At 61.7% G+C, this 12,424-nt stretch carries 9 protein-coding genes; 8 read left to right on the top strand and 1 reads right to left on the bottom strand.

All coding sequences use genetic code 11. The annotated features are described in order from the left end of the window. Window positions 1-1,554: a sensor histidine kinase gene (locus M0D69_RS30855; protein ID WP_301785646.1), complete on the bottom strand. Its 1,554-nt coding sequence runs from the start codon at window positions 1,552-1,554 to the stop codon at window positions 1-3. Window positions 1,555-2,498: 944 nt separating this feature from the next. On the opposite strand from M0D69_RS30855, the gene deoC reads away from it, so the two are divergent. From deoC to M0D69_RS30815, 8 genes are all read left to right on the top strand, one after another. Next, complete coding sequence (gene deoC / locus M0D69_RS30850) at window positions 2,499-3,509, top strand: deoxyribose-phosphate aldolase (protein ID WP_301785645.1); 1,011 nt, start codon at window positions 2,499-2,501, stop codon at window positions 3,507-3,509. Between the two features lie 34 nt (window positions 3,510-3,543). After that, window positions 3,544-5,931, top strand: coding sequence for an aldehyde dehydrogenase family protein (locus M0D69_RS30845; RefSeq protein ID WP_301785644.1), 2,388 nt, complete (start codon window positions 3,544-3,546; stop codon window positions 5,929-5,931). A 92-nt stretch (window positions 5,932-6,023) separates the two neighbouring features. Continuing rightward, window positions 6,024-6,512 carry an RbsD/FucU family protein gene (locus tag M0D69_RS30840; protein ID WP_301785643.1) on the top strand — a complete coding sequence of 163 codons (489 nt, stop codon included), beginning with the start codon at window positions 6,024-6,026 and terminating at the stop codon, window positions 6,510-6,512. Next, window positions 6,509-7,465, top strand: a complete 957-nt coding sequence (gene rbsK / locus M0D69_RS30835) for a ribokinase (protein WP_301785642.1) — start codon at window positions 6,509-6,511, stop codon at window positions 7,463-7,465. The genes M0D69_RS30840 and rbsK overlap by 4 nt, the downstream gene beginning before the upstream one ends. 16 nt (window positions 7,466-7,481) lie before the next feature. Then, window positions 7,482-8,516 (top strand): ABC transporter permease, encoded by a 1,035-nt coding sequence (locus tag M0D69_RS30830; protein WP_301785641.1) that lies wholly within the window; start codon window positions 7,482-7,484, stop codon window positions 8,514-8,516. Between the two features lie 75 nt (window positions 8,517-8,591). Then, window positions 8,592-9,596 carry an autoinducer 2 ABC transporter substrate-binding protein gene (locus tag M0D69_RS30825; protein ID WP_301785640.1) on the top strand — a complete coding sequence of 335 codons (1,005 nt, stop codon included), beginning with the start codon at window positions 8,592-8,594 and terminating at the stop codon, window positions 9,594-9,596. Between the two features lie 78 nt (window positions 9,597-9,674). Beyond that, on the top strand, window positions 9,675-11,204 hold the full coding sequence (locus tag M0D69_RS30820) for a sugar ABC transporter ATP-binding protein (protein WP_301785639.1): 1,530 nt from the start codon (window positions 9,675-9,677) through the stop codon (window positions 11,202-11,204). Continuing rightward, complete coding sequence (locus tag M0D69_RS30815; protein WP_301785638.1) at window positions 11,201-12,271, top strand: ABC transporter permease; 1,071 nt, start codon at window positions 11,201-11,203, stop codon at window positions 12,269-12,271. The genes M0D69_RS30820 and M0D69_RS30815 overlap by 4 nt, the downstream gene beginning before the upstream one ends. Window positions 12,272-12,424 lie beyond the last annotated feature (153 nt).

The following is a 12,424-nucleotide window of genomic DNA, read 5'->3' as shown; positions in this document are numbered from 1 at the left end:
TCACCCCGCCGGAAACCTTACCAAAATACGGCTGAACGGCACCGTCCTGTCGACGGTCACCGCGCCCGCGCCCTTGCCGGCGTACGTGGTCACGAGCCGCATGCCGAGGCCCGTGCCCTGCGGTTTCGGGAAGTCGACGGGAAAACCGTCTCCCTCGTCCTCCACCGAAAGCAGCACGACATCGCCGGATCGTTCCAGCTTCACGCGCACTGTCCCGCGACCGTACTTGAGCGCGTTGGTCACAAGTTCCGCCGTGACGAGCCCGAGCGGCGCGAGCCGCGCGGCGGGCAGCACAATCGATTCTCCTTCCAGCGATACCTCACGCCCCGCCGCCAGTTCCGCCAGATCGGCCGTCAAGCCGCGCAAGTAACTGGTGGCGTCCGTCGCTTCGGCGCCATCGTCCTGATAGAGCCGGTGATGCACCGAGCCGACCGTGCGCACGCGTGTGGCCGCCGCTTGCAGATGCGTGGCGACGGACTTGTCGCCGGCGAGATTCGCCTGCAGCGCGAGCAGCGTCTGCACCAGTTGAAGACTGTTGCGAACGCGGTGATGAACCTCCTTCATCATGAGCGCGGAATTTCCGAGCTGCGTTTCCTGGCTCGATACAAGCGCCGCGAGTTCTTCTTCGTTCTCATGTCGTTCGGTGACATCGCGCATGGTCAGCACGATACGTTTTACGTGCTCGTCGGTGTCTCGAACGGGCGCGACCGATACATCCCACCAGCGAGCATCGCCGGCGCGGGTCGGGCAGGGGCCTTCGAAGCGGACCGGTTCGCCTTCGGCCGATTTCGCCAGAGCCTGCAGGACTTTCGGGCGTTGATCCTCCGGCCACAGATCGATGCAAAACGTGCCGCCGATGTCTGCGAAGTCGTCGATGCTCAGCGCCGCCAGTCCGTTATCGTTCATGAATTCGATGCCGCCATTCAGCGACAGCACCTGGATGCAGTCCGTGCTCGCGTTCAGCACGCTGGTGGAGAACAGCTCGTCGGCGCCGGTCTGCGATTCCGCCGCCAGCCGTTCGCGGCCCATGGAGATGACGTTCGCGATCGCTTCCAGGAAAACGATGTCCGTTTCGGTGAAGTCTTCGTCGTCGGAGCTATCCGCTTCGAGCACGCCGAAGGTTTCCGGAATGCCGCGGATGGGGACGTTGATGGCGCGTTTGATGCCGTGGCGGGCGAGCAGGTCGGGCGTGCGGAACCGATGTTCGGTGCCCAGATGATTCGATAGTACCGGGCGACCGCTGACGAACGCGTGGCCGGCGGGGCTGGCGTCGTCGGCGCCGAGTTCCGTGGTGCCGATGTCTGCGGGGTCCCAGCCTACTCCGGCTTCGAGTACGAAGGTTTCGCTTTCGGGCTGATAGCGGAGCACCTTGGCAAAACGCGAGCGCAATCCAGCCGACACCGCCTTGCATGCCTCGTCGAGGAGCGCGTTGGCGCTGTGTACCCGCAGGACGGAGGTCGCGAATTGCACGGCGATCTCGTGCTGCAGGCGCAAGCGGCTCACCGAGCGGTCGACGGCGCTGCGGATGGTTTCTTCGGGTGGCAATGCATCCATCGGGTTCTCCTTGACCGCGGCGTCGCCCCTGATTTTTTTGGCGATGCATGCGCGAAGGGCAATTCTAACCGGGGAGGAGGGGTGTTCGCACCGGTGGACGGGGGGGTGCGGGGTTGGTGCTTTCGGCGTTGGTGGTCTGCGTGAGTTAGCTGTGTTTTTTATCACTATTAGCCACTGTGCGTGGCGGCACGTCATTTCTGTCCAAAGCGACAAAGAAACGAAGCAAAGAAAGCGCTTTCCAACCAAGGGCAAGTTAGTGTCCCTAGCGTGCAGGCTAGAAGTTTCTGGCACCTGATAGCACGGTGCCCGCCAGACTCCCCGATATGTGAACCCCTCCTTCTCGCGAATCCTGACACGAACACGCTTCGCCCCCAACGCTCTCGGGCAAGAACCGTGACCCACGAACCAGTACGGCCTCACGTGTGCTGGTTGCCTCATTTCCGGGTGGGTTGGCTACGCGGACTGCGAGGTTATTTCTTGAGGTGGTTGTACGCGGATAGCGCGGGGTGTTCCTTGGGCAGGTTCAATCACTGGAGGCGAAGCGTGTGGGTATCGGTGTTCGGAGAGGTCGGGTTTCAAACATCGGTGAGTCTGGCGAGCAGCGTGCTATCAGGTGCCAGAAACTTCTAGCCTGCACGCTAGGGACGCTAATTCGCCCGTGGTTGGAAAGCGCTTTCTTTGCTTCGTTTCTTTGTCGCTTTCGGCTTTGGACAAAAATGACGTGCCGCCACGCACAGTGGCTAATGGTGATAAAAAATACGGCTAACTCACGCAGACCACCACCGCCGAAAGCACCACCCCAGCACCACCCCCCAAAAAACCCCCAAGTGCCAACGACCCCCGCCCTCGGTATAATCCCGAATGTTACAATCATAACAACCAGGTGTTAGAATAATGCATCGATTAACCGGAAAATGTTGTGCACCGCACAACCGGCCACGCTCATGCTCGATGTTGCTTCTCAACCCGTTGTCCCCTTGCGCGGCAAACCGCCTTCGACTCACGCGGAACAGCGCAATCCCGGCGTGCCGCTGGATCTCTCGTGGGTCGACGGCCTGCGAGTCAATCAATCAGCTGTCAGCCGCCGGGTCAGTACGCTCGGCACGCGCCGCGCGGTTAAAAAGGACGCGCAAGCAGCGTGGTTGCTCAAAGCCATCACCTGCATCGATCTGACCACGCTCAATGGCGACGACACCGCCGCGCGCGTCGAACGCTTATGCGCCAAAGCGCGCCGTCCGATTCGCGACGACCTGCTGGACGCGCTCGGCATGCCGCCCGGCTCCATCAAGACCGGCGCAGTGTGCGTGTATCACCGCTTCGTCGGCACGGCAGTCGCAGCGCTTGCCGGCAGCGGCATTCCGGTCGCAGCCGTATCAACGGGCTTTCCCGCCGGCCTTATCCCGCATCCGCTGAAGTTGAAAGAGATCGAGGCATCGGTGAAAGACGGCGCGGCGGAAATCGATATCGTCGTCACGCGTGAACACGTGCTCACCGGCAACTGGCAAGCGCTCTACGACGAAATGCGCGACTTCCGCGCAGCGTGCGGCCCGGCGCATATCAAAGCCATTCTCGCCACCGGCGACATCCGCACGCTCTCGAACATCGCCAAGGCATCAATGGTTTGCATGATGGCCGGCGCCGATTTTATCAAGACCTCCACCGGCAAGGAAGGCGTCAACGCCACGCTCGACGTTTCCCTAGTCATGGTGCGCATGATCCGCGAGTACCTGGAACGGACGGGCATCATGATCGGCTTCAAACCAGCGGGTGGCGTGTCCACCGCCAAGTCGGTGCTCGAATACCAGATCCTGATGAAGGAAGAACTCGGCCGCGAATGGCTCGAACCGGAGCTGTTTCGTATAGGCGCATCGAGTCTGCTCGCCGATATCGAACGGCAACTCGAGCATCACGTCACCGGCCGCTACTCGGCTTTCCATCGACATCCGGTTGCTTGAATCAGCACCGCATCATCTCTTACACGAGCTCCCCATGAGCGTAGCCGACTACTTCTCCTCGATGGATTACGGACCTGCACCGGAAGACGACAGCGCCGTGCGCGCCTGGCTGGATCAACACACGAACGGCTTCGGTCATTTCATCGATGGCGCCTTCCGCACGCCATCGGCGGGTGAGCAGTTCGACTCGCTGGAACCCGCTACCGGGCGCGTGCTTGCGAGTATCGCGCAAGGCGATCAAGCGGATATCGACGCAGCCGTCGATGCCGCGCATCGCGCCTCACCCGCGTGGCAAGCGCTTGGCGGCGCGGGGCGTGCACGGCATTTGTACGCGCTCTCGCGGATGGTGCAGCGCCATGCCCGCCTGTTCGCCGTGCTTGAATCACTCGATAACGGCAAGCCGATTCGCGAATCGCGCGACATCGACATCCCTCTTGTAGCAAGGCATTTCCTGCATCACGCGGGCTGGGCGCAATTGCAGGATCGCGAGTTCGCCGAGTGGGCGCCGCTAGGTGTGATCGGCCAGATCGTCCCTTGGAATTTTCCGCTGCTGATGCTCTCGTGGAAAATCGCGCCGGCGCTCGCGCTGGGTAATTGCGTCGTGCTGAAGCCCGCCGAATACACGCCGCTGACGGCGTTGCTGTTTGCCGAATTAGCAGCGCGCGCAGGTTTGCCGGCGGGTGTGCTGAACGTAGTCACTGGCGATGGCCGCACCGGCGCCGCACTGGTCGAGCATCCGCGTGTAGCTAAGATTGCGTTCACCGGATCGACGGAAGTGGGCCGGCAAATTCGTGTTGTCACGGCAGGCTCGGGCAAGTCGCTGACGCTCGAGCTCGGCGGCAAGTCGCCGTTCATCGTGTTCGACGACGCCGATCTCGACAGCGCCGTGGAAGGTGTCGTCGATGCTATCTGGTTCAACCAGGGCCAGGTGTGCTGCGCGGGTTCGCGGCTGCTGGTGCAGGAAGGCGTGGAGAAGCGTTTCATCGATAAATTGAAACGCCGCATGGACACGCTGCGCGTCGGGCCGTCGCTCGACAAGGGCATCGATCTGGGCGCAATCGTGGATACCGTGCAGCTCGAACGCATTCGCGCACTGGTTGAGCGCGGCGTGCAGGAAGGCTGTGAGATTCATCAGCCCAAGGGCCTGAGCATGCCCGAGCAAGGCGCATTTTATCCGCCTACTTTGGTGACCAACGTCGCGCCTGCGTCCACGCTCGCGCAAGAGGAAATCTTCGGGCCGGTGCTGGTGACAATGAGCTTTCGCACGCCCGACGAAGCCGTCGCGCTGGCCAATCATTCGCGTTATGGACTCGCGGCGAGCGTGTGGAGCGAGACCATCGGCCGCGCGCTGGATATCGCACCGCGTCTGCAATGCGGCGTGGTCTGGATCAACGCGACCAATCTCTTCGACGCAAGCGTCGGCTTCGGCGGATATCGCGAGTCGGGCTTCGGCCGCGAAGGCGGACGCGAGGGGATTTACGAGTATCTGAAGCCGCGCGCGTGGACTAAGCTGGCCGCTCGCTCAAACGCTACTGCGGCGCATGCTCAGTCCGCTTCCACCGAGAGCAATGTCAGCGCGCTCGATCGCACCGCGAAGTTGTTCATCGGCGGTAAGCAGGTTCGGCCGGACAGCGGTTACTCGCGGCTCGTGCATGCGCCGTCGGGGGCGATCGTAGGTGAAGTGGGCGAGGGCAATCGCAAGGACGTGCGTAACGCGGTCGCGGCGGCGCGCAGTGCTGAAAAGTGGTCGCAAGCCAGCACGCATAATCGTGCTCAAGTGCTGTATTACCTCGCGGAAAACCTGTCGGCGCGCGCAGATGAATTTGCCAGGCAGCTCACGGCGCGGACAGGCGTTTCTTCCGCCGATGCCGAGCGCGAAGTAGAAGCGTCGATCACCCGTTTGTTCACCTACGGCGCATGGGCCGACAAGTTCGATGGCGCAGTGCACTCGCCGCCGCTAAGAGGCGTTGCGCTGGCGATGCACGAACCGCTCGGCGTGATCGGCGTGGTGTGTCCGGACGAAGCGCCGTTGCTTGGCCTCGTCTCACTGATTGCACCGGCGCTTGCATTGGGTAATCGTGTGGTCGCGGTGCCGAGCGAAACATGTCCGCTGATGGCGACGGATTTTTATCAAGTGGTTGAGACTTCGGATGTGCCGGCGGGCGCGTTGAACATCGTCACGGGCGAGCGCCACGCGCTGGCTTCGACCTTGGCAAAACACGACGATGTCGACGCGTTGTGGTGCTTCGGCGGTGCGGATTTATCGGCGATGACAGAGCGCGAGTCGGTAGGGAATCTGAAGCGCACGTTCGTCGACTACGGCCGCGTGTTCGACTGGTTCGACGCCACCGCCAGCGAAGGATTACCGTTCTTGCGCCAAGCTGTGCAAGTGAAGAACATCTGGATCCCGTACGGCGACTAAACGCCGACCGTGCGGGTTCGAAGCAGACGAATTAGTATCATGAGCGATGACCTCGCAACACAGCGAGGCACGCTCAACATGAAGGAGACGCAATGCTGAAGAACCTCGATCCGCTGCTGAATGCCGACGTCCTGCACGCGCTGTGCGCGATGGGCCATGGCGACGAAGTCGTGATCTGCGACGCGAATTTTCCCGCCGATTCCGTCGCGCGCCAAACGGTGCTCGGTCATGTGCTGCGACTCGATGGCGTGAACGCGCCGCGTGCGATTCGCGCGGTGTTGTCGGTGTTGCCGCTGGACAGCTTCGTCGATCATCCGGCCGAACGCATGGAAGTGGTCGGCGACGCAAACGCGCTCCCCGCCGTGCAGCGCGAAGCACAAACCGAAGTGGATGCCGCCGAAGGGCGCGCGACGCCCTTCGCTTCCATCGAACGTTTTGCGTTTTATGAACGCGCCAAAAAAGCCTATTGCGTGATCGCCACCGGCGAAGCGCGCGGTTATGGCTGCTTTATCTTCAAGAAGGGTGTGAACCTCGCGCCCGATGCCCCGGCCGCAGTTTCAGGTTCGGAGAGCGCGCGATGAACCGCGGCGTCGTCATCCTCGGCATCTACGTAACGGATCTCACGTTTCGCGCCGAGCGCATGCCGTTGCTTGGCGAGACGATCGCCGGATCGGCCTTTGCAATGGGACCCGGCGGCAAGGGCTCGAACCAGGCCGTGGCAGCGGCGCGTGCCGGTGCAGATGTGGTCTTCTGCACGCGCCTCGGCGCCGACGCATTCGGCGACATTGCGCGCTCGACCTGGGCCGCTGAAGGCATCACGGCGCGGGCGACATCGACGGATGGCATGGCCACCGGTGCGGCCCACATCTTCGTCGACGATGTCACCGGCGGCAACGCGATCATCGTTGCAGCGGGTGCGGCCGGACGGTTGTGCCCTGAAGACGTCGAAGCGATCGAAGCGGATATCGCGGCCGCCGCCGTGTTCGTCACGCAGCTTGAACAGCCAGTTCCGGCCGCCAAGCGCGGACTCGAACTCGCGCGTCGCCATGGTGTGACAACCGTGTTCAATCCGGCGCCTGCGTTGCCGCTCGACGACGACATCTTCCCGCTCTGCGACTACATCACGCCGAACGAAACCGAAGCAACGGCGCTGACGGGTATCGCGATAACGTCAGTCGACGACGCACGCCGTGCAGCCGATGCCTTGCTTGCCAAGGGCGTAGGCGCGGTGATCGTGACGCTGGGCGAAGCGGGCGCGTTGCTGCATACGCCGGAGCAATCGGTGCTCGTGCCCGCCTTCAATTGCGGTCGCGTGGTCGAGACCGCAGGCGCCGGCGACGGTTTCACCGGCGGATTCGCTGCTGCGCTCGCACGCGGTGAAAGCCCGTTGAATGCCGTGCGTTTTGGTTGTGCGTTGGCGAGCTTGTCCGTCACGCGTGCGGGCACCGCACCGTCGATGCCGACGCTCGTCGAGATCGAAGCGGTACTCGGCGAAGCTGCGAAGTCCGGCAGCGTGTCGGCTCAACATTCCTGAACGGAGGAGCGCCTCGATGAACACATCGAAATGGCTCGCCGACCGGCAACTGAATTTCCTGGTCGCCGTGAACCTGCTGGTCGTGATCGTCGCGACCGCGTTGTCGCATGGCCAGTTCGTCGATATCGACAACCTCCAGTCGATGGGCAGCCAGTTGCCCGAGCTCGGCTTGCTCGCGCTCGGCATCATGCTCTCGATGGTGTCGGGAAATGGCGGCATCGACTTGTCGGGCGTCGCGCTTGCCAATCTCTCGGGCATGGTCGCGGCGCAACTGCTGCCGATGCTCGTCTCCGCCGATAACTCGCCGTCGCTCTATACCGCGGTGTTTTGTGCGATCACCGTGGCGCTCGGCGCAGCGGGCGGCTTGATGAACGGCGTGATCATCGCGCGCCTGAAACTCACACCGATCCTCTGCACGCTCGGTACCTCGCTGCTCTTCACCGGCATAGCCGTGGTGCTGAGCAACGGTGCTTCAGTGCGGGTGGAATACGTCGATGCCCTCTCGAACATCGGCAACGGCACCTTCCTTCAAGTCCCCATCTCGCTGTGGATTTTCGTAGCCACGGTGTTGCTGCTCGGTTGGGTGCTGAAACGCACGCCCTTCGGCTTGCGGCTCTATCTGATGGGTACGAATCCGAAAGCCGCGTTCTACGCCGGCATTCCGCGCGACCGCATGCTGATCCTGACCTATGGCATGTGCGGCGTGCTTGCGTCGTTAGCGGGTCTCATCAGCGCGACGCATACGTCCAGCGCGAAGTGGGACTACGGCAATTCGTATCTGCTGATCGCGATCCTGATTGCCGTGATGGGCGGCGTGAATCCGGCGGGCGGTTATGGCCGGATCGTGTGCGTGTTCCTGGCCGCGACCGTGCTCCAGTTCCTGTCGAGCTTGTTCAACCTGCTCGGCGTGTCGCAGTTCTTCGGCGACTGTGCGTGGGGTTTCCTGCTGCTGGCGTCGCTCGCGCTGGCGGGTGGGGAACGCGTGCGCGCCATCTTCGGGCTCGGCGGCGCCGCGCCCATTTCGAAAGTGCCAAAGCCGCCAGCGGCTTGACCTGACTTCGAGTTCCTCGGGCTTCAAAACTTCACCTCATGTGCAGCACATACAAACCATAACGGAGACAAACGCATGAAACTCAGTCGAATCGCCATCGCGCTCACCGCTGTCACGCTTGCGGCCGGAGCCATTGCTGTCGCGCAGGCCGCGACCGATGAAACCATCGTCACGGTGGTCAAGGTCACGGGTATCAACTGGTTCAACCGGATGGACGACGGCGTGAAGGAATTCGCCAAGAGCACCCCGGGCGTGAACGCGTATCAGACTGGACCGGGACGTGCGGACGCTGCACAGCAACTGAAGATCATCGAAGACCTGATTGCGAAGAAGGTCACGGCGATCGCGGTCGTCCCCTACGATCCGCCGACGCTCGAACCGGCGCTCAAGAAAGCGATGGATCGCGGCATCAAGGTCGTTACGCATGAAGCGGACAACGAGAAGAACACGATGGTCGACATCGAAGCCTTCGACAACACCGCGTACGGCGCGGGTTTGAACGAACGTCTTGCGAAGTGCATGGGTGACCAGGGCAAATGGGCGGTGCTGGTGGGCTCGCTTGGCAGCCGTTCGCAGGTTCAGTGGGCCGATGGCGGCATTGGCAATGCGAAGCAGAAGTACCCGAAGATGGATCTGGTCGAGCCGAAGCTTGAGACCAACAATGATGGTGAACGCGCGTATCAGGTCGCGAAGGAAGTGCTGCGCAAGCACCCGGATCTGACGGGCTTCCAGGGGTCGTCGTCGCTGGATGTGATTGGCATCGGGCGTGCGGTGGAAGAGGCCGGCAAGATCGGCAAGATCTGCGTGTACGGCACGGGTCTGCCGACGGAAGCCGGCAAGTTCCTGGAAAGCGGCGCGATCAACGGTATCGCGTTCTGGGATCCGAAGCTCGCCGGTATCGCGATGAACAAGATCGCGAAGATGCTGATCGATGGCAAGACGGTGGAGAACGGCGCGGACCTGGGTATCGTTGGTTATAACAAGGTCACGGTAAGCAAGGGTCCGGGCAAGGGCATCATCGTGCGCGGCGCCGGCTGGGTGGACGTCGACAAGACCAACTACAAGCAGTATCCGTTCTGATTTTCATGCGAAAGCAGTAAGGCGCGCGCGGCAGGCGTGCGCGCCGTCTTGAGGAAGCTTGAAAGGGTCGAAGGTTCAATGATGAGTACAGCGCCGCTTCTCGAAGTTGTCGATATCCACAAGCGCTTTACCGGCGTCTACGCGCTGCGTGGCGTGAGCCTTTCGTTCCAGCGCGGGCAGATCTATCACCTGCTCGGCGAGAATGGCTGTGGCAAGAGCACGCTGATCAAGATCATCTCCGGGGCGCAGCCGCCCGATCAGGGCGAGCTCGTGATCGAAGGCGTAAGGCATGCGCGGCTTGCGCCGTTGGAGGCGTTGTCGGCGGGTATCGAGACGGTGTATCAGGACCTTTCGCTGCTGCCTAACATGAGCGTCGCGGAGAACGTGGCGTTGACATCGGAGCTGGCCGCGCATGCGGGACGGCTTACGCGAGCCTTCGATCGCCGCGCGCTGGCGCGCACGGCGGCACGCGCTTTGGAAGCAGTGGGTTTGCCCGGCGATGCCGATTTCCAGTCCACACTGGTCGAGCAGTTGCCGCTGGCGACACGGCAACTCGTGGCGATCGCGCGTGCGATTGCGAGCGAGGCGAAGTTCGTGATCATGGACGAGCCGACTACATCGCTTACGCAAAAGGAAGTCGACAACCTGATCGCGGTGCTCGCCAAGCTGCGTGCCGATGGCGTCGCCGTCCTGTTCGTGAGCCATAAGCTGGACGAGTGTTACGCGATCGGCGGTGAAGTGATCGTGTTGCGTGATGGCCAGAAGATGGCGCAAGGGCCGATCGAGAATTACACGAAGGCGCAGATTGGCGAGTTGATGACGGGCAAGCAGTTATCGAACGAGCGGTATCGGCAGGCTGAAGTCATGGATGGTCACGACATCGTGCTGGATGTGAAAGCGTTATCGCGTTCCCGCCAGTTCGCCGATGTCACGTTCTCGCTGCATCGCGGGGAGATTCTTGGCGTGACGGGATTGCTCGACTCGGGGCGCAACGAACTGGCGCGAGCGCTGGCGGGCGTCGCGCCTGCGAATAGCGGAACGGTCACGCTGGATGGCTCAATCGTGCGGCTCAAGACTCCCTCCGATGCGAAGTGGCAGCGCATAGGCTACGTGCCCGAAGACCGCTTGAATGAAGGGCTTTTCCTCGATAAATCCATCCGCGACAACGTCATCACCGCGATGATCTCGAGTTTGCGCGACCGCTTCGGACAGGTCGACCGGAAACGCACGCGCGAGCTTGCCGAGCGCACCGTGAAGGAACTGCAGATCGCGACGCCTGACGTGGATAAACCGGTTCAGTCGCTTTCGGGTGGCAACCAGCAACGCGTGTTGATCGGCCGATGGCTTGCCATCGATCCACGCGTCTTGATCCTGCACGGGCCGACGGTCGGCGTGGATGTGGGATCGAAGGACATTATTTACCGCATCATGCAGCGGCTGGCGGAGCAGGGCATCGGCATTATCTTGATCAGCGATGACTTGCCTGAGCTGCTGCAGAACTGCGATCGAATCCTGATGATGAAGAAGGGCCGTGTCTCGAACGAATATCGTGCGGGGCAATTGACTGAAGCCGATCTTTATCACGCTTTACTTTCAGAGGCAGCATGAGCGAGTCACTTCATCGCGTTGCTCAGACATCGCAAGGCGCGTCCGCGCTGAGTCCGGCGTTGGCGGAGGTTGCGCCACAGGTGCGGCAGCTCGGTTTTACCGCGCGGTTGGTGCGCAATCCTGAGTGGTTCACGGTCGGGTTGATTATTGTGACGTGCCTGGTGGTGGGTACGCTCAATCCGCGCTTTTTCCAGTTCGCGACGCTTTTCGATCTGCTGCATTCGGGGACGACGGTGTCGTTGTTTGCGCTGGGGACGCTGGTGGTGCTGGCGTCGGGCGGTATCGATGTATCGTTCACCGCGATCGCTGCTTTTACGATGTATTCGATCACCAAGGCCGTGTTCGCCTGGTGGCCCGATGCGCCGTTTGTTCTGATTCTGCTTTGCGGCGCAGTGGGTGGCGTGTTGCTTGGGCTGATCAATGGCGTGCTGGTGCATCGGCTGAAGGCGCCTTCGTTGATCGTGACTATTGGCACGCAGTATTTGTATCGCGGGTTGCTGCTGACCTTTGTGGGCACGCAGTTTTTTATGAATATCCCGCACAGCATGGACAGCTTCGGGCGTCTGCCGCTGTTTTTCTATCACACGAACGATGGGCTTCGGGCGGTGTTGCCGGTGTCGGTGATTGCGCTGTTTTTAGCCGCGGGCGTGACGTGGTGGCTGCTCAACCGGACGATGATGGGGCGCGGTGTTTATGCGATGGGCGGGAGTTTGCCGATCGCCGAGCGGCTTGGTTATAACCTGCGGGCTATTCACCTGTTTGTTTTTGGTTACACCGGGATGCTGGCGGGGATTGCCGGGATTTTGCATGTCTCTACTAATCGGCTGGCGAATCCGTTTGATCTGGTTGGGACTGAGCTGGATGTGATTGCTGCGGTGATTCTTGGCGGGGCCAGGATTACCGGTGGGACGGGGACGGTGGTCGGGACGTTGTTGGGCGTGGTGCTGGTTACGCTCATCAATAGCGTCTTGATTCTGGTCGGCGTGCCCAGTACCTGGCAGAAGGTGATTATCGGGGCGTTTATTCTTGTGGCGGGGACGTTGTTTGCGCTGGGGCGAAGTAGGTAGTTCGTTCGCACCGGTGGACGGGGGGTGGTTTTGGTGGGAGCGGTCGGGGGGGCTGGGTCGCTAGGTTTTGGGGGTAGCGGTGAGGGGTTGATGCCGGGTTGCTGCTGCTTAGGCCTGCGGTCGTTATATGTTGGATGTTTTCTTTATCACTTT

Origin of the sequence: Caballeronia sp. SEWSISQ10-4 2, assembly GCF_030464885.1 — a bacterium.
Classification (GTDB): domain Bacteria; phylum Pseudomonadota; class Gammaproteobacteria; order Burkholderiales; family Burkholderiaceae; genus Caballeronia.
Note: the sequence above shows the minus strand (reverse complement) of the source record. Positions and strands in the feature narration are given on the sequence as shown.